18 protein-coding genes are annotated in these 17,730 nt (G+C 69.1%); 6 read left to right on the top strand and 12 right to left on the bottom strand.

Translation table 11 applies throughout. The features are described from left to right. Nucleotides 1-59: 59 nt before the first annotated feature. Nucleotides 60-887, top strand: coding sequence for a DUF1542 domain-containing protein (locus ACXYX3_RS17200; protein ID WP_458608338.1), 828 nt, complete (start codon nucleotides 60-62; stop codon nucleotides 885-887). Here ACXYX3_RS17200 and ACXYX3_RS17205 read toward each other — a convergent pair. The 7 genes from ACXYX3_RS17205 to ACXYX3_RS17235 all read right to left on the bottom strand — a co-directional run bounded on the left by ACXYX3_RS17205 (nucleotide 884) and on the right by ACXYX3_RS17235 (nucleotide 7,585). Continuing rightward, entirely contained in the window at nucleotides 884-2,572 is a 1,689-nt protein-coding gene (locus tag ACXYX3_RS17205) for a cation:proton antiporter (protein ID WP_458608339.1), read from the bottom strand. The genes ACXYX3_RS17200 and ACXYX3_RS17205 overlap by 4 nt on opposite strands. A 42-nt stretch (nucleotides 2,573-2,614) precedes the next feature. After that, nucleotides 2,615-3,415, bottom strand: a complete 801-nt coding sequence (locus ACXYX3_RS17210) for an Fpg/Nei family DNA glycosylase (protein WP_458608340.1) — start codon at nucleotides 3,413-3,415, stop codon at nucleotides 2,615-2,617. A 102-nt stretch (nucleotides 3,416-3,517) separates the two neighbouring features. Continuing rightward, on the bottom strand, nucleotides 3,518-3,991 hold the full coding sequence (locus ACXYX3_RS17215; protein WP_458608341.1) for a ribose-5-phosphate isomerase: 474 nt from the start codon (nucleotides 3,989-3,991) through the stop codon (nucleotides 3,518-3,520). Between the two features lie 119 nt (nucleotides 3,992-4,110). Next, nucleotides 4,111-5,070 carry an isopenicillin N synthase family dioxygenase gene (locus tag ACXYX3_RS17220; RefSeq protein WP_458608342.1) on the bottom strand — a complete coding sequence of 320 codons (960 nt, stop codon included), beginning with the start codon at nucleotides 5,068-5,070 and terminating at the stop codon, nucleotides 4,111-4,113. Beyond that, a complete protein-coding gene (locus ACXYX3_RS17225) occupies nucleotides 5,067-5,504 on the bottom strand; it encodes a nucleoside deaminase (protein WP_241206039.1) in 438 nt (145 codons plus the stop codon). Before ACXYX3_RS17225 ends, ACXYX3_RS17220 begins: the two co-directional genes overlap by 4 nt. A 14-nt stretch (nucleotides 5,505-5,518) precedes the next feature. Continuing rightward, nucleotides 5,519-6,910: a purine-cytosine permease family protein gene (locus tag ACXYX3_RS17230; protein ID WP_458608343.1), complete on the bottom strand. Its 1,392-nt coding sequence runs from the start codon at nucleotides 6,908-6,910 to the stop codon at nucleotides 5,519-5,521. 66 nt (nucleotides 6,911-6,976) lie between these two features. Further along, nucleotides 6,977-7,585: a mycothiol-dependent nitroreductase Rv2466c family protein gene (locus ACXYX3_RS17235; RefSeq protein WP_241205979.1), complete on the bottom strand. Its 609-nt coding sequence runs from the start codon at nucleotides 7,583-7,585 to the stop codon at nucleotides 6,977-6,979. Nucleotides 7,586-7,670: 85 nt separating this feature from the next. Here ACXYX3_RS17235 and pepN point away from each other — a divergent pair, with 85 nt between their 5' ends. Beyond that, nucleotides 7,671-10,256, top strand: coding sequence for an aminopeptidase N (gene pepN, locus ACXYX3_RS17240; protein ID WP_458608344.1), 2,586 nt, complete (start codon nucleotides 7,671-7,673; stop codon nucleotides 10,254-10,256). A gap of 109 nt (nucleotides 10,257-10,365) precedes the next feature. Continuing rightward, nucleotides 10,366-10,758, top strand: a complete 393-nt coding sequence (locus tag ACXYX3_RS17245) for an HNH endonuclease (protein ID WP_458608345.1) — start codon at nucleotides 10,366-10,368, stop codon at nucleotides 10,756-10,758. A gap of 17 nt (nucleotides 10,759-10,775) precedes the next feature. On the opposite strand, the gene ACXYX3_RS17250 is transcribed toward ACXYX3_RS17245, so the two are convergent. The 3 genes from ACXYX3_RS17250 to ACXYX3_RS17260 are packed head-to-tail and all read right to left on the bottom strand — an operon-like array spanning nucleotide 10,776 to nucleotide 12,040. Beyond that, nucleotides 10,776-11,252 (bottom strand): DUF5130 domain-containing protein, encoded by a 477-nt coding sequence (locus ACXYX3_RS17250; protein ID WP_241205976.1) that lies wholly within the window; start codon nucleotides 11,250-11,252, stop codon nucleotides 10,776-10,778. Then, a complete protein-coding gene (ctaJ, locus tag ACXYX3_RS17255) occupies nucleotides 11,239-11,481 on the bottom strand; it encodes an aa3-type cytochrome oxidase subunit CtaJ (protein WP_241205975.1) in 243 nt (80 codons plus the stop codon). The genes ACXYX3_RS17250 and ctaJ overlap by 14 nt, the downstream gene beginning before the upstream one ends. Nucleotides 11,482-11,506: 25 nt before the next feature. Beyond that, nucleotides 11,507-12,040, bottom strand: a complete 534-nt coding sequence (locus ACXYX3_RS17260) for an HNH endonuclease (RefSeq protein WP_374238387.1) — start codon at nucleotides 12,038-12,040, stop codon at nucleotides 11,507-11,509. 290 nt (nucleotides 12,041-12,330) lie between these two features. Between ACXYX3_RS17260 and ACXYX3_RS17265 the strand changes: the two genes are divergently transcribed. Genes ACXYX3_RS17265 through ACXYX3_RS17275 form a run of 3 tightly spaced genes read left to right on the top strand, consistent with a single transcriptional unit; the run spans nucleotide 12,331 to nucleotide 16,574 of the window. Beyond that, nucleotides 12,331-13,512: a catalase family protein gene (locus ACXYX3_RS17265; protein WP_458608346.1), complete on the top strand. Its 1,182-nt coding sequence runs from the start codon at nucleotides 12,331-12,333 to the stop codon at nucleotides 13,510-13,512. Between the two features lie 38 nt (nucleotides 13,513-13,550). After that, a complete protein-coding gene (locus tag ACXYX3_RS17270) occupies nucleotides 13,551-16,145 on the top strand; it encodes a helix-turn-helix transcriptional regulator (protein WP_458608347.1) in 2,595 nt (864 codons plus the stop codon). Between the two features lie 39 nt (nucleotides 16,146-16,184). After that, a complete protein-coding gene (locus ACXYX3_RS17275) occupies nucleotides 16,185-16,574 on the top strand; it encodes a globin (protein ID WP_458608348.1) in 390 nt (129 codons plus the stop codon). Nucleotides 16,575-16,659: 85 nt separating this feature from the next. Here ACXYX3_RS17275 and ACXYX3_RS17280 read toward each other — a convergent pair whose 3' ends face one another. Together ACXYX3_RS17280 and ACXYX3_RS17285 are read right to left on the bottom strand one after the other, a co-directional pair. Further along, complete coding sequence (locus tag ACXYX3_RS17280; protein ID WP_458608349.1) at nucleotides 16,660-17,301, bottom strand: DUF8010 domain-containing protein; 642 nt, start codon at nucleotides 17,299-17,301, stop codon at nucleotides 16,660-16,662. Further along, a complete protein-coding gene (locus ACXYX3_RS17285; protein ID WP_458608350.1) occupies nucleotides 17,298-17,726 on the bottom strand; it encodes an acyl-CoA thioesterase in 429 nt (142 codons plus the stop codon). Before ACXYX3_RS17285 ends, ACXYX3_RS17280 begins: the two co-directional genes overlap by 4 nt. Nucleotides 17,727-17,730 lie beyond the last annotated feature (4 nt).

Here is a 17,730-nt window from a genome sequence, read left to right on the forward strand (position 1 = left end):
GGGGCGAGGGCCTGAAACGACACCGGCTTCCTGGCTGACCTGTCGGTACGCTGTGAGCCATGGAAGGCGTTCTCCTGCTCCTCATCGTGCTGGTGGTCGCGGCGATCGGAATCGCCGTCTACGCATCGTCGAAGGCATCCGGTCAGCGCAGCGCGGCTTCACTGGCCGACGCCAAGGCCGACGCCCGTCGTGTCATCGAGCGCCTCGGCGGTCAGGTGTTCGCACTCAGCGGAACCGACGACGCCTCCAAGCAGGCGTTGGCCGACGCGTCCGAGCGGTTCACCGCGGCCTCCTCGCAGATCGACCAGGCCACCACCGTGAAGCAGGCCGCACTGGCCAAGGAGAGCGCTGTCGAAGGGCTCTACTACGTGCGAGCGGCACGGACCGCGATGGGAATGGATCCGGGGCCGGACCTCGAGGCACTGTCCGGTCAGCGCGCGGCCGGTGTCGTCACCGAGGACCGCCGTGTCGACTTCGACGGCCGACAGATAGAGGCGTCGCCGACACCGTCGCAGCGCACGCCCAACTACTACCCCGGCGGCCGGGTCGCCGGACGCCCGGTGCCCGCCGGCTGGTATTCCGAGCCGTGGTGGAAGCCCGCCCTGGTGGCCGGTGCATGGGGCATCGGCTCGGCGCTGCTCTTCAGCTCGCTGTTCTCCGGCATGGCCGGGGTCGGCTATGACGCGAACGCTTTCGAGAACGGCTACGGCGACGGATTCGCCGACGGGATGGAACAGGGTCAGCTCGACGGCGCAGGCTCGGACGGCGGGTTCGACGGTGCCGACACCGGCGGCGGCTGGGACGGTGGCGGCGGAGACTGGAACAGTGGCGATTTCGGCGGCGGCGATTTCGGTGGGGGTGACTTCGGCGGCGGGTTCGACTTCTAGAACCGGCTCTCCAGCCGGGCCGACACACCGGCCTCCTGGAGGTCCAACCGCTCCAGCATCGCCCGCACCGCCTCGTCGTCGATACGCCCCTCGTCGCGCTCGGTGATCAAGGCGTGCCGTTGAGCCGACAGCACGTCGCGGTAGAGCTGGGCGAACACCTCGGCGCGCGGTGTGTGAGCATCCGGGTCGGGCATCTCGTCGGCGTCGTGGGAGTGCCGGGCGACGACCGCCCGGATCTCCGCGAGGACCCGGGGGTCCAGACCGACGGGCGGATTGGCCCGGAAGTCGGCGAGAACGGACGCCGCCGCGGTGTGCACCACCTGCTCGGCCTTCTGTGTCTCAGCTGCCGTGTAGGCCTGGTCGGCGTCGGCGGACAGCTCGAGGCGGCGGATCAGCAGCGGCAGCGTCGCGCCCTGCAGCAGAAGCGTTCCGACACTGACGACGAACGCGATGGCCTGTATCGTGGCGCGCTCCGGGAACGGGTCACCCGTCACCGTGGTCACCGGGATCGCCGCCGCGGCAGCGAGAGTCACCACCCCCCGCATGCCGGTCCACGACACCACGACGTTCTCCGGCCAGCTCAACGCACGGTTGTCGATGCGTGAGCGCCACCGCGGCGGGACGGCCGCACGGCGACGGGTGCCCAGTGCACCCCGGCCGCCCTGCTCGGGAACGGGCACGCTGAGCCGCTTTTCGACCTGTCGGGACAGCACTCCCCTGCTGAACATCGCGAAGACCGACAGCGGCCGGATCACGAGCACGATCAGCAAGACGAGCGCCGACGCGACGGCCACCTCCATCAGCGACTCGTGGGCCTCGCGCAGATCCTCGAGCACGAACCGCAGATGCAGGCCGATGTAGGCGAACACGAACGCCTCGAGCAGCACGTCCACCGAGTTCCACACGTACCGCTCCTGCAAGCGGGTCTGGTAGCCGGCGTCCACGGTGCCGCTGCCGACCACGAATCCGGCGACGACCACGGCGAGTACCCCCGACGCGTGCAGCTCCTCGGCGACGATGAAGGCCGCGAACGGCACCATCAGCCCCTGCACCGTCTCCAGCGCGGGGTTGGCGAGGCGACGCCGAATCCACAGGGTGACGTAGCCGAGCGCCGCCCCGACCAGCGGCCCGAGCACGGCGCTGTAGCCGAACAGCAAGACCGGGTTCTCGATGAACGTGCGGCTGCCGGCCACCTGCGCGACCGCCACGGAGAACAGCGCCAGCGCCGCCGCGTCGTTGATCAGGCTCTCCCCGGTGAGGATCGACATGACCCGCTTGGGCAGCCCCAGTTTGCGGCCGACGGCCACGGCGGTCACGGCATCGGGCGGGGCCACGACGGCGCCGAGCACCAGCGCGGTGCCGAACGTCAACGGCACAACCACCAACCACGACGACACGAGCGCGACGGTGAACGCGGTGACGACGACGAGCCCCACACCGAGTCCGAGGATCGGCTTGATGTTGCGCAGGAACGTCGGGAAGGAGAAGTCCAGGGCGGCCGAGTACAGCAGCGGCGGCAACACCACCGACAGCAGGATGTGTGAATCGAGTTCAGGCGCTTCGAAACCGGGCAGGAACGACACCGCGATGCCGACGACGACGATGATCAGGGCGGGTTCGAGCCCGCGGCGGTGCGCCACGGCGGTGACGACGATGGCTCCGACGACGACCAGGATCAGTTCCACCCGGCAATTCTCCCGGGTCGCCCGGCCAGGCGCCCGCCGGAGTCAGGTTTGGCAGGTCGGGCACCAGAACAGGTTGCGCCCTTCGAGCACCTCGGTCCGGATCGACGTCCCGCAGATGCGGCACGGGTCACCGGCCCGGCGGTACACGTAGGTGCGCGGCCGGCGCGGCCGGTAAGGCGGAAGGCCGTGGTCGTCCTCGGGTCGGATGGTGATGATGCGGCCCTTGCGCACACCCACGTTCATCAACTCGACGAGGTCGGTCCACGCGTCGTCGAACTCGTTCTCCCCCAGCTTGGTTCCGGGTCGGTGCGGGTCGATGCGGTGGCGGTAGAGCAGCTCGTTGCGGTACACGTTGCCGACTCCGGCGAGCACCGACTGGTCCATCAGCAGCGCGCCGATCACTCTGCGCGACTTGTGGATTCGTGTCCATGCCGTGCTGGGGTCGGCATCCTTGCGCAACGGGTCGGGGCCCAGCCGGGCCAGGATCTCCGAGACCTCTGCTTCGGTCACCACCTCGCAGGCCGTGGGCCCGCGCAGATCGGTGCCTTTTTGGGTGCCGACGATGCGCATCCGCACCTGGCCCACCGGATCGGGGACACCGTCGGTGACGTCGAAGACGTTGAACTTGCCGTACAGGCCGAGGTGAACGTGGACGATGCGGCCACCGGCGTAGTGGTGGAACAGATGCTTGCCGTAGGCGCTGGCCCTGGCGAAGACCTTGCCGTTGACCGCGTCGGCGCCGTCTATGAAGCGGCCCTGCGGGCTGCTGACCGCGACATGCTGCCCCTTGAACATGCGCTGGTGCTGTCGCGCGAGGCGATGAATGGTGTGACCTTCGGGCATCGGACAAGTCTGCGGCACCGTACCCGCGACCACGGCAACCGGCCGGGCGCCGTAATGACTGACGTCGATGCTTGCGCCCGATTCGTCACATCTTCGGGGGGCTCAGGCTCCCGGCACGGGCGGTGAGACGTGTGTGTTCTCGTACTCGGCGAGGATGTCGATCCGGCGCTGGTGACGCGGCGCTTCCGACCACTTCGCCGCGAGAAACGCGTCGATGATCGCGAGCGCGTCCTCGGTGCTGTGCATACGACCGCCGATGCCCATCACCTGCGCGTTGTTGTGTTCGCGGGCCAGCTGCGCCGTCTCTGTGCTCCACGCGAGCGCACACCGGACGCCCGGCACCTTGTTGGCGGCGATCTGTTCGCCGTTGCCGGAGCCGCCGATCACGATGCCCAGACTGCCGGGGTCGGCGACGGTCTTCTCGGCTGCGGCAATGCAGAACGCCGGGTAGTCGTCCTCGGCGTCGTAGGTGAAGGCGCCACAGTCGACCGGCTCGTGACCGGCCGCGCTCAGGTGCTCGATGACGGCCTGCTTGAGCTCGTATCCGGCATGGTCGGCGCCGAGGTAGACACGCATGGCCGATACCCTACTTCCTCCCGACTTCACCCCGCCCAAACGTCGGGTTGGGCGCGAAAAGCCCCTGATATCGCGCCCGAATGTCGGGTTGGGCGGGTTTCGAGGCGCGGTGTGGAACCTCAGCCGATGGTGATCGCGTCGAGCCGTTCTTTGATGAAGTCCGACGTCGTGACCGGCGTCAGTCCCGCGACCCGGCCGACGGGCGGCGCGAGCGGGCTCACCACCGCGTCGTGATTGGCCTCGTAGAAGTAGATCAGCGACACGAGATCCTCTTCCGGAGCGTGCGGCTGCGGCGGCAGCACCCGGTGCCGGCCCGACGGCCATCGCCGGCCGCTCCAGTACTCGAGCAGATCCCCGATGTTGACGGTCAGCGCCGCCGGATCGTACGGCGCGTCCTCCCAGCCGGCCTCCTCGCTGAACACCTGCAGCCCGCCGGCGCCCGGCTCGCGATCGAGGATCGTCACGGTGCCGAAGTCGGTGTGCGGGCCGATGCGGAACTGGCCCGGCTCAGGGTCGCCGACCACGCTGACGGGCGGATAGTGGTTGATGTTCATGGTCCACGTCGGCATGCTCGCCAGCTCGGCAAAAGGGTTGACCGGCAACTGAAGTGCATGGGCGAACAACGCCAGCAGATCGTCGGCGACGCGGCGCATCTGCCCGGTGTATTCGTCGACCAACCGATGCAGTTCTGGCGTCTCCGACGGCCAGACGTTGGGCGCGAACCAGATTCGATCGACGTCCGGGTCGCCGGTGGCGGTCTCGGCGCCCAGACTGAAGCTCTCCTTCAGATCCGGCGGGGTTTCGGTGCCCTCGGCGTAACCGTTGGCCTCCGCTCCCGGGCCGATCCACCCGTGCCCGCCGACCGGTACCGCGTAGCGGCCCTTCACCGGCGCAGGCAACGCGAAGAACTCGCGGGCCGCAGCGCGCACATCGGCGGCCAGCTGCGCGTCAACGCCATGCCCGGTCACCAGGATGAAACCCGCCCGCTGCAGACCCTCATCCACCTCCGCGGCCACCGCGTCGGCGTCCGCGCCACCCTGGCGCCACCGCGAAAGATCAACGCTTGCAATCACACTCACTCTCCGATGTCCTCCGCCCACAGTTCGGGGTGCGCCGCGATGAAGTCCGTCATCATCGTCTTGCACCGCTCGTCATCGAGCACGGTGACCTGCACGCCGTGCTCGGCCAGCCAGTCGTGCCCGCCGGTGAACGTCGCGCTCTCCCCGACCACCACGGCACCGATGTTGAACTGCCGCACCAGCCCGCTGCAGTACCAGCACGGCGACAGCGTGGTCACCATGGTCGTCGTGGCGTAACCGCGCTGCCGGCCAGCGTTGCGGAACGCGTCGGTCTCGGCGTGGATCGACGGATCGTCGCGCTGCACCCGTTGGTTGTGTCCGCGGCCGAGCACCGTGCCGTCGGCGGCAAACAACGCCGCCCCGATGGGTATCCCGCCTTCCGCCAACCCTTTTCGTGCTTCCTCGACCGCCACGTCGAGCATGGCGTCCAGCATGTCCTGCGGTGGTGTCACGGCGTGGGGGTGGCGATCGTTTTCCGGCACAGCACCCAGTATGCGGCCCCGGCGAGGACGAAACCGACGAAGAAGGTGATGTCGCCGAGCTGCGGGACCGCGGCCGCCACCACGCCGACGAGCTTCTCCTGGTTGGCGAAGAGCACCACCGAAGCCACCAGGCCGATCAGGAACGCCGCCAGCCCACCCCAGTTCGTGTAGGAGCGGTCATAGAGCAGATGCGCGACGGGCCGACCGCGGCGCAGGTACTGATCGGCGAAGACGACCCCGAGCCACGGACCCACCCAGTACGCGATGATCAGCAGGAACGCCTCGTAGCTGTGCGCGGCGTCGGGCAGCGCCCACCACGCCACCAGGAAGCCGGCCACGCCGAAGAACACCGTCACCAACGCGCGGGCGACATGCGCGGGCAGGGCGATACCGGTCGAGACGAATGCCATCGCGCCGGAGTACACGTTGATGGCGTTGGCCGCGATCGCACCGACCGCGATCGCCAACAGTGTTGCTTTGGCCAGCGGCGAGGCCAGCTCGGCGGTGAACGAGCCGGTGGGGTCGGCCAGCGAGGCCTCGCCCGTCGTCACCGACGCGGCGCCCACCACCTCCAGAACCACGCAGGCGGTGAAAAGCCCAGCGGCGGCGAAGAATCCGGTGCGCGGACCGGACACCGTCGCCGGCAGGTACCTGGTGAAGTCCGCGGCATACGGCGTCCACCCGGCCGCATAGCCGAACGACGTTCCCACCGTGAGCAGGAAGCCGCCCAGGCCGCCCACCCCCTCGGCAGCCGGTGCGGCGTTCCCGATGTCGGCGTGGGCGAAGATCGCCACCGAGGCCGCGAGGAACACCACCGCGAGCACCGGGAACGAGTACCGCTCGAACGCCTGCACCAGGTTGTGGCCGAAGAACGCCAGCGCGGTCTGCGCAGCCACGATGATCACCAGGCCCAGCAGCGGCCCGATACCGAACAGCGTGGACAGCGCGAACGCACCGCTGACGCTGTTGGTGGCGAACCAGCCCACCCCCGCGGTGACCGACATCAGCACCGAGGGCACCGCATTGCCCTTGAAGCCGAACGCCAACCGCCCCAACACCATCTGCGGCACACCGTGCAGCGGACCGCGGGCCGACAAGAAGTAGTGCGCCAGCGCGCCCAGGCCGGTACCCACCACGATGCCGGCGACCGCCTGCCAGAACGTCATTCCGAACGCGAGCACCGCGAGCATGCCGACGAAGATCGTCGCGAACTCCAGGTTCGGCGACGTCCACGTCCAGAACAGTTGGCTCGGCTTCCCGTGCCGGTCGGCCTCGGCGATGTACTCCGTGCCGCCCGGTTCGACGGCGACCACGCGATCCCGGTAGGAGCCGTCGGTGCTGCGTTCGGTGACTGTCACCGATCTACGGTGAGGGCGGCGTCCTCACTGCGCAACCGGAGGCAACCTGTTGGTAACACACAGCACTCAGTCGAAGGAGGGCGCCTCGGTGCGGGAACGCTTGAGCTCCCAGAAGTGCGGGTAGGACGCGAACGTCACCGAGGCGTCCCACAGCTTTCCGGCCTCTTCGCCGCGCGGGATCTTCGACAGCACCGGCCCGAAGAACGCCACCCCGTTGACGTGAATGGTCGGCGTGCCGACGTCGTCACCGACGGCGTCCATGCCCTCGTGGTGGCTCTTGCGCAGCGCCTCGTCATGGGCGTCCGAGTCGGCCGCCTCCGCGAGTTCGGCGGGCAACCCCACCTCGGCGAGCGATTCCGCGATCACCTGGGTGAAGTCCTTGTTGTCCTGGTTGTGGATGCGGGTGCCCATCGCGGTGTACAGCGGTGCGAGCACGTCGGCGCCGTGGGCCTGCTCGGCGGCGATCGCGACACGCACCGGTCCCCAGGCTTTCTTCATCATCTCCTGGTACTCCTCGGGCAGGTCCCTGCCCTCGTTGAGCACGGCGAGGCTCATCACGTGGAAGTTGACGTCGATGTCGCGGACCTTCTCCACCTCGAGAATCCAGCGGGAGGTGATCCAGCACCAGGGGCACAGCGGGTCGAACCAGAAATCGGCGCGGGACTTCTCGGCCATGAGGTCTCCTCTTCGAGTCGGTGTTGACCGGGTCAACCATCTGGACCCGTCCTGTCTTCCCGGGTTGAGACTAGTGTTGACGACCGTGGCCCTTCCTAATCTGACGCGCGACCAAGCTGCCGAACGCGCTGCCCTGATCACCGTCGACAGCTATCGCGTCGCCCTCGATCTGACCGACGGCGGGGGCTCGCCGAGCGAGAAGACATTCCGTTCGGTGACGACCGTGGAATTCGACGCACTCGCCGGTGCCGACACCTACCTCGACCTCGCCGCTGACTCGATCCGCAGCGCGACGCTCAACGGCGAAGTAATCGACGTGTCCGGCTACGACGAGTCGACGGGCATCCCGCTCGTCGGGCTCGCCGAGCACAACGTCGTCGTCGTCGACGCGGACTGCCGCTACTCCAACACCGGCGAGGGGCTGCACCGTTTCGTCGATCCCGTCGACGACGAGGTGTACCTCTACTCGCAGTTCGAGACCGCCGACGCCAAGCGGATGTTCGCCTGCTTCGACCAACCCGACCTCAAGGCCGCCTTCGACATCACCGTCACCGCGCCCGCGCACTGGGAGGTGATCTCCAACGGGGCGACGATCGAGACCACCGACGAGGACGGCGCCAAGAAGCACACGTTCAAGGCCACCCCGCGGATGAGCACGTACCTGGTCGCGTTGATCGCCGGCCCCTACGCCCGCTGGGACGACGTGTACACCGACGACCACGGCGACATCCCGCTCGGCATCTTCTGCCGCAAGTCACTCGCCGAGTACATGGACGCCGACCGGCTGTTCACCGAGACCAAGCAGGGATTCGGCTTCTACCACAACAACTTCGGCACCCCGTACGCGTTCGGCAAGTACGACCAGCTGTTCGTGCCGGAGTTCAACGCCGGCGCGATGGAGAACGCCGGCGCGGTGACGTTCCTCGAGGACTACGTGTTCCGGTCCAAGGTGACCCGCTACTCCTACGAGCGCCGCGCCGAGACCGTGCTGCACGAGATGGCGCACATGTGGTTCGGCGACCTCGTCACCATGCGGTGGTGGGACGACCTGTGGCTCAACGAGTCCTTCGCGACCTTCGCGTCGGTGCTGTGCCAGGCCGAGGCCACCGAGTACGACCAGGCCTGGACGACGTTCGCCAACGTCGAGAAATCATGGGCGTACCGGCAGGACCAGCTGCCGTCGACGCACCCGGTGGCCGCCGACATCCCCGACCTGCACGCCGTCGAGGTGAACTTCGACGGCATCACCTACGCCAAGGGCGCCAGCGTGCTCAAGCAGCTGGTGGCCTACGTCGGGCTCGACGCGTTCCTCGCAGGCCTGAGGGACTACTTCCGCGACCACGCCTACGGCAATGCGACGTTCGGCGATCTGCTGGGTGCGCTGGAGAAGTCGTCGGGCCGCGATCTGTCCGGTTGGGGACAGCAGTGGCTCAAGACGACCGGATTGAACACGCTGCGGCCCGATTTCGACGTCGACGGCGACGGGACGTTCACCCGTTTCGCGATCGAGCAGGGCGGCGCCAAGCCCGGCGCCGGGGAGAGGCGCGTGCACCGGCTCGCGGTGGGGATCTACGACGACGATGCCTCGGGCAAGTTGGTGCGCGTGCACCGCGAGGAGCTCGACGTGGAGGGGTCGACGACCGAGGTGCCCGGCCTCACCGGGGTGAAGCGCGGGAAGCTCATCCTCGTCAACGACGACGACTTCACCTATTGCTCGCTGCGGTTGGACCCCGACTCCTTGCAGACGGTGCTGGCCCGCATCGCCGACATCGCCGAACCGCTCCCCCGCACCCTCGCGTGGTCCGCGGCGTGGGAGATGACCCGCGACGCGGAGCTGCGCGCCCGCGACTTCGTCGCCCTGGTGATGAGCGGTCTGCACGCCGAGTCGGAAGTCGGTGTGGCGCAACGGCTCCTGCTGCAGGCGCAGACCGCGCTGGGGTCTTACGCGAATCCGCAGTGGGCCGCGGAGAACGGCTGGCCCGCCTTCGGCGACACCCTGCTGGACCTGGCCCGCGAGTCGGCGCCGGGCTCGGATCACCAGTTGGCGTTCGTCAACGCGCTGTGCTCGTCGGTGCTCGCGCCCAATCACGTTGCGGTGCTCGAGACGCTGCTCGACAACGAGCCCGCCGCGGTGAACCTCGAAGGGCTCGTGGTGGACACCGATCTGCGTTGGCGGGTGGTGACGGCGCTGGCGCGCGCCGGCGTGCTCGACGCCGACGGACCGGATACCCCGAAGATCGACGCCGAAGCCGCGAACGATCCGACCGCAGCGGGCCGGCGTCAGGCCGCTGCCGCCGCGGCGGCGCGTCCGCAGGCGGCGGTCAAGGAGTCGGCGTGGCAGCAGGTGGTCGAGGACGACACGCTGGCCAACATCACCGCACGGGCGATCATCGGCGGCTTCGCCGGCCTCGGGCAGGGCGAGGTGCTGGCACCGTTCCGGGACCGCTACTTCGAGGCGATCTCGGGCGTCTGGGAGCGGCGGTCCAGCGAGGTTGCCCAGACCGTCGTGGTCGGGCTGTACCCGTCGTGGGACATCAGCGCCGACGCGCTCGAGGCCGCCGATCGGTTCCTGTCCGATCCCGAGGTGCCGCCCGCGCTGCGCCGGCTGGTGCTGGAAGGCCGGGCCGGGGTCGAGCGGTCGCTGCGCGCCCGCGAGTTCGACGCGCGCTAAGCGTTAGCCCGGCCCGGTACCGCGAGAGCGCGTGTCTGCCCGCGACACGCCGCTCGCGGTCGACGGTCTGCGCGCGCTCGCGGCGCCCGAGCGCGCTTAAGCTCACGCGGTGGCGGTCAGTAACAGTCGCAAGGCGAGGGCGGCGCGCCGGCGCAAGCGGCGCGTCGCGGCCGTCGTCAACGATCTCACCGCCGCCCAGTGGACTGCGATCAAGGCGGCCTGGAACGGCTGCGCCTACTGCGGGTCGACGACGGGCACGGTGCAGCGGGACTGCGTGATGGCGATCTCGCGCGGCGGCCGCTACACCGTCGACAACGTGGTGCCGGCGTGCGGGCCGTGCAACGCCAGCAAATGCAACGACGAGGTCACCGGCTGGCTGCGCCGCAAGCGCCTGGACGAGCGGTTGTTTCTGGAGCGCTACGTGCGCATCCGGGCCCACCTCCAGGCCCTGAACGCCGAAAGTGCACCCACGGTAGTCGCCGACGCCGGCCGGCTACCGTGAGTGCACTCTCGTGAGAATCAGCGCGGGGACACACCTGCCGACAGCACGCGGATGCCGCTGATCAAGCCGTCGATCAGGTTGCCTTCGCGGAACGACGCGGCAGCCGCGGACACCCCCAGCGGTGCGGCCTCCTCGATGCCCCGGCCCTTGACCTTCGCTCCGTAGACCACCTCGATGGCCCGCTGATTGGGCGAGACGGCCAGCAGAACGGCGTTGTCCGGTGTCGGCACCCGACCCAGGATCGCCCGCGCCGACGCTGCGGTGTCCTCGCCGAGATCGCCGATGTACACCGCGAAGCGCGCCTTGGCCGCGCGCGATCCGAACTTCAGCGCGTTGTCCAGCACCACCAGGTCGCGCGTCGGGAAGGGGTAGTGCACCGACAGCTCGCCGGGCTCGGTGACCCCGGAGATCCGTCCGCTGGCCGTGACGACCGAGCCGTACGGCAGTTCGGCCAGGTCGAGTGCTCCGGCCCGGGTGACCTCACCAGTTGCCACTTGCGCCGCCTCCGATCGTGACGTGCGAACCGTGGCCACCATGTCCTTGGTGGCCGTGATCCGCGGGTTCGTCCGCCGCCCACAGGATGGGCTCGTGGGTCCAGGTCTCCGCGAGGTTGTACGTCGCGGGGTGCGGCCCCTTCTTGCGGTAGATCAACAACGCCAGGATGCCGGCGAGTGCGAGCGGAATCAGCAAGAAGCTCGCGTGCAACAGAGCAGTGTTGTTCACGGCCAAACCGTAACGCACGTGCCGGTCAGGCCGCGCCCTCACCCAGGTATCTGACCCACGCCGGGTCGAGTTCCTTCACGCTGGACAGCAACCGCCAGTGCTGACCCTTCGGCGGCATCGGCGCAGAGCGCAGCGTCCAGCCCAGCTCGCTGAGGAGCCGATCGGCCTTGCGGTGATTGCACGGCGAACACGCCGCGACGCAGTTCTCCCACGAGTGCCCTCCACCGCGGCTGCGTGGGATGACGTGATCGACCGTGTCCGCCTTGGCGCCGCAGTAGGCGCACCGGAACCGGTCGCGGTGCATCAGCGCGGCCCGGGTCATCGGCACCCGCGCGCGGTAGGGCACCCGCACGTAGGTGCGCAGCCGGATCACCGACGGGACGACGATCGTGCGACTCGCCGAGTGGATGACCGGGCCCATCGGATCGTCGTGCACCACGTCGGCCTTGCCGCACATCAGCATGACGACCGCCCGCCGCATCGGCAGCGCCGTCAACGGTTCGAACGTCGAGTTGAGCAACAGCACCCGGCGCCGCCCCCAGATCGACGGCTCGGGCATCACAGGGGTCAGAGCGTCGTTACCCGCGGTGAGGCTGTGCAGAGCGCGCGCAGGGGCAGTCGCTGTCGACCCGGTCGAACTCGTCGCGGTCCGGTGGTGCCGGTGGCCGCGACCATTTCTGCGCTGCGCCATACGTCCTCCGCTCGACAGTCCACCACGGATTCTCAGAGATCGCACGACAATTCTGGTCGTGTTCGCTGGTCAGTCCGGTGAACATCTCGTGACCGCTTGCGGAGTGCAGGTAGCGCATTACTCATGCCGGCCGGACCCGATGCCCTCAGACTGGGCCCATGAGCGACGGGGGAACACCCACTTTTCTGCGCTATGGGCCCGGCCTGGCCGCGTTCCCGCCCGGCGAGGACGCCCTGATCTCCCAATTGGTGGCCGACCTGCACCGCAACAACCAGTTCCAGTATCTGAAGAGCCGGTGTTTCGCGAAGTACCGCCGCCACGGCCGCCCGCACGCCATCCGCGATGCGCACGCCAAGAGCTGCGCGGTGTTGTCCGGCGAGCTCACCGTGCACCAGGACCTCGACTCCACCCTGCGGCAGGGCATGTTCGCCGAGCCGGGCGCGACATTCGGTGTGATCGCCCGGATCTCACAGACGTCGGGGGCCATCCGCTCGGATCAGGTGCGCGGCGTGCGCGGCCTCGGATTGAAGATCCTCGGCGTGACGGGACCGAGCGGGGAGCGCGCCGACGCCCGCTTCCCCGACACCAACCAGGACTTCGTGTTCGTCACCGAACCGGCGTTCCTGTTCCGTGACGCCGCCGACTACGCGAAAGCGGGCATGCGCACCGCCCGAGTCCTGACCGCGCTGCCCGATCCCGGAATGTTGGCGATCAACCGCGCCTTGCGGGCGCTGCGCTACGTCCGGAAACAGACCGGGCGTGACCTGCCGCCCAAGTTGCGGGTGTTCGCCGAGGAAAACCATCACCCACTGCGGCAAACGTTCTACACCGCCGCGCCGGTGCGGTTCGGTGACTTCGTGGCAAAGCTGCGAGTGGCACCGACCCCGGCCACCGTTGCCGCCGCCGTCCCGGCGACGATCAGCGACGGTCACTACGACGCCGCGTCACGGGCGGTCGCCTCGTATTTCGCGAGCAAATCCGCCGAGTACGAACTGGCGGTGCAGCTGTGCACCGACGAGGTTCGGATGCCGCTCGAAGATGCCACGGTGGAATGGCCGGAGGACGTGTCGCCCTACCGGCCGGTAGCGACGATCCGGTTCCCAGAGCAAACGGGATATGACGAGGTCCTGCGGGATTTCGCCGACGACGCGCTGGCCTTCAACTCCTGGCGCGGGATCGCAGAACACCGTCCCCTGGGGTCGATCAATCGCCTGAAGCTGCGCGTGTACGAGGCGTCGAGCGAATACCGGCATGCCAAGAACGGGGTTGCCCACGTGGAGCCGCGCGACCTCTCGGCATTTCCTCGCACCGCGTCGCGCCCGCTAACCGACGGTCATTAGCGAGAACTGGCAGTCTCTGCGCACTACACTCACCGAACATGCCGCATGGTTGGCAGCTGCTCGACCGCCCTGCGCAGTTCGACGCGGTACGGTCCGCGCTGACGGGTGCCGGGTCCTTCGGGGCCGTGCTCGTCGGTGATGCCGGCGTCGGCAAGACGACGCTCGCCCGTCTGGTCACCGAATCGGTGCGCTCTCAAGTGCATTGGGTGGCATCGACGAAATCGTCACGCAGCATCCCCCTCGGCGTCTTCGCCCATCTGGTGGGTTCCAGCCCGTCCCGCGACGCGACGGCGCTCCTCGCGTGTGCGCGCGAATCGCTGGTGGCTGCGGGCAACGCCATCGTCGGGGTGGACGACGCGCATCTGCTCGACGAGCTGTCGGCCACGCTGCTGCACCAGCTCGCCGTCGACCAGACCGGCCGGATCCTGGCCACCGTCCGCAGCGGAGAGCCGGTGCCCGACGCGGTGACCTCGCTGTGGAAGGACGGTTATCTGCGTCGCATCGAGCTGCAGCCGTTCAGCAAGGCCCAGAGCATCCACCTGGTCGAATCGGTGATCGGCGGGCGGCTCGAGGGGTTGTCGGCCGACCTGATGTGGCGGTCCTCAGGCGGTAACCCGCTGTTCTTGCGCCATCTGGTCGAGGGATCCATCGACGCCGGAACGCTTCGCAGAGTCGACGACGTGTGGCAGCTGCGCGGCCCGACGGCCGTGCCGTCGGGTCTGGTCGCGCTGCTGGAGACACGGCTCGAACACGCCGGTGATGCCGTCATGACGGCGCTGAAGCTGCTCGCGCTGTGCGAACCGCTCGACGCCGATGCGCTCACCGAGCTCGTCGGTGACGTCGCGGTCGACGAGGCCGAGATGCGTGGCCTGATCCGGTTCACCGAGGACGGCGCCACTCTGAACGCCCGGTTCAGCCACCCCCTCGTCGGCGACGTCGTGCGCACCAAGATCGGCCGGGCCGCCGAGCGTCGGCTCAAAGGGCAAGTGGTGCAGATACTGCGGCGCCGCGAGCTCTCCACAGCGGCGAGCCGGATTCGGATGGCCAATCTTTCGATCGACAGCGATCAGGCTGTCGACGTCGACCTGCTCACCGCGGCCGCCAAGGACGCGATCTTCCTCTCCAACCTGCCACTCGGAGAACGCTTGGCGCGCAGCGCATTCGAGCGCACCGGCAGTCTCGCCTCGGGCGCCCTGCTGTCCCGCGCGCTGCTGTGGCAGGGCATGCCGGCAGACGCCGAGGCGATTCTCGCCCAGTTCGCGCCCGACGATCTCGACGAGGTGCAGCTCGTGCAGTGGGGTGTGCCCAGGGTGTCGACGCTGTTCTGGTCCATGGGTGAGGTGGCCAAGGCGCACGAGGTGCTCGCGCTGGTGCGCGAGCGCGTGCACATCCCGATCCTGGCGCTGATCCTGCGCGCCACCGCGGCCGCGATGGCGGTGCACGAGAACAAGATCGCTGACGGCATCGCGGAGGCGCTGGCCGTGCTGGCGGATCCGCAGGCACCCGAGCAGGCTGTCGAGTTCGCCGCGTTCGCCGCCGGGTTGGCCATGCCCGTCGCGGGCCGCGGCGACGAGTTCGAGCCGATCGCTGCCCGCTGCCGCGCCGAGCAGAAGGCCACCGACGGCATGATCCGCGTGATGGTCCGCTACTGCGACGTGCTCGCGTTGACGCACATGGGTGACTTCGAGACAGCTGCCGAGCGTGCCCTGCGATACGCCGATTTCTCCTCTGTGGGCCAGTTCCTCGCGTGGGCGATCGCCAAGATCATGGCCGGTGTCGTGGCCACCGCGCGCGGCGATTTCCACGAGGTGGTGTCCTCCATCGAGCAGGCCCTGGCCGCCTTGTCCGCGGAGAGCCCGTTGCCCTGGCAGCTGCCGGGACGGTTGCTGCTGGCACGCGCCTATGCCGTCCTCGGACGGATCGGCGAGGCCGAGCGCGTCCTCACCGACGCCGCGGAGCACTCCGGTCCCTCGATGGCGCTGCACGAACCGCAGCGGCTGATCTCGCGGTCCTGGTACGCCGCCGCCAAGGGCATGGAGCGCAATGCCGTCGAGCTGGCCCGGGCAGCGGCGGACAACGCCCGGCGATCCGGCCAGTTCGCGCTCGAGGCCGAGGCGCTGCACCACGCCACCCGGTTCGGGGATCGCACCACGGCCGGCCGGCTCGCCGAACTCGCCCACGTCGTGCACGGGACCGTGGTCCCGTTGTTCGCCCGCCACGCCGCGGCCGTCGCCGCCGGGGACGCCGCGGAGCTGGACGCGGTCAGCGCCGCATTCGAGCGGGCGGGCCTCATGCTCTCGGCCGCAGACGCCGCCGCGCAGGCCGCGCCGCTGCACGACGCCTCAGGAGATCGCCGGTGCACCACCGAGTCGGGGGCCGCCGCGCTGCGGCTCGCCGAGGCATGTGGCGGCGCGTCCACACCCGCCATCAAGACCGCGGCCCGCCCGCTGCCGTTGACTCCGCGGGAGCGGGAGATCGCCGAGCTGGTGTCGGCGGGGCTGTCCAACCGCGAGGTGGCGGAGGCGCTGACGCTGTCGGTGCGCACGGTGGAGGGACACGTCTACCGCGCGTGCTTCAAGCTCGACGTCGCCGACCGCGACGAGCTGGCGCGGCTGATCCGGAAGAAGTCCTGACCGACGGCCGTAGGAGGGCATGGCCCACAATGGGCGGTGATGGATCAACAATCGTTCTACGACGCGGTCGGCGGTCACGAGACGTTCCACCGGATCGTGTCACGGTTCTACGAGCAGGTGCGCGACGACGAGATCCTGCGCCCGCTCTACCCCGAGGATGAGCTCGAGGCCGCCGAGGAGCGGCTGCTGCTGTTCCTCGAGCAGTACTGGGGTGGTCCGCGCACCTACTCCGATCGGCGGGGCCATCCCCGGCTGCGGATGCGGCATGCGCCGTTCCGGATCGGCTACCTCGAGCGCGATGCCTGGCTGCGGTGCATGCACACCGCCGTCGCCGAGATCGACGCGCAGACCCTCGACGACGAGCATCGCGGCGAACTGCTCGCCTACCTCGAGATGGCCGCCCAGTCGATGGTGAACTCCCCGTTCTGACCCCTTTTTTCCCGGCGAACAGACACGAACTCGAGTGACTCGCCCGGGAAATTGCTCGAGTTTGCGTCTCCTCGCCGGGGAGACGTCAGTGCAGGACCACGGCCGGGTCGCCGCGACGGCGGTACACCGTGCCGAATCGGGCGTCGACGCGCAGCCACGTCGCGGTCGCGCGCACCCGCACCACTTCGTCGTCGTTCGCCCGGTCGGGGAGGAACCCCATCGCGGTCAACGCGAACACACACCGCATCGGCACGCCGACCCGGTGATCTCCCGCCGCGACCTCGACGACGTCCTGGTCGAGCAGCGACGTCGGCGGACCGTGCGCTCCGGTGTGCTCGCGGGCCAGCGCCGTGCCGCGCTGAGCCAGCGCGAGCACCTCGCCGGCGGGCACGTCGTCCAAGTGCACGAACCCGGTGTCCGGGGGCAGACCACCCCGCCACGCGGAATCCATCGCGAACCCCGGTTCGACGTAGCCGTCGGGTGACATCGCCGCGAGGCCGCTCAGCAGCGCATCCGCTGCGACGGACAGGTCGGCCGGGCGCACCCGACCCCCGACCGTCCGGCTGGCCAGCACGTCGAACCCAGTGGCCACCCAGGCGGCCACGAGCCCACCGGGACGCTCCCGCAGTCGGACCACCGCGGCCTCGTCGACGCCGCGGGCACGCTCGGTGAACGCCGCGAGGTCGTCCCGATGCGTGGGGTCGAGCCAGAGGCCGCGTTCGCTCATCGGGCCCAGCGGTGCAGATATTCCCGCTGGGCGGCGGAGAGTCGTTGCAGCCGTTGCTCTTCGATGTGCACCGCGGCCAGCTGCGTCTCGGCGATGACGGCGGGTTTGGAATCGGGCGCGGCGCCGACGGAGCGCACCTCGTAGGCGACCGTGAAATCGACCGATCGCACCCGGGTGGTCCACATCGTCACCTGAAGCGGCGAGTCGATCAGCCGCAGCTGCGCCTTGTACGCGATCTTCACGTCGGCGATGAGCAGGCCGATCGTCGTGATGTCCGCCTCGAACGGCTCGCGCAGGAACGGGATTCGCGCTTCCTCGAGGATCGTCACCATCGTCGCGTGGTTGATGTGCTGGTACATGTCGATGTCGGACCATCGCACGTGCACCGGCGCCGTGAAGCCCTGCTGCGTCACCTCTCTCGTCATCCCT

The sequence above is a fragment of the Mycobacterium sp. Panama NTM2 genome (genome assembly GCF_054355555.1).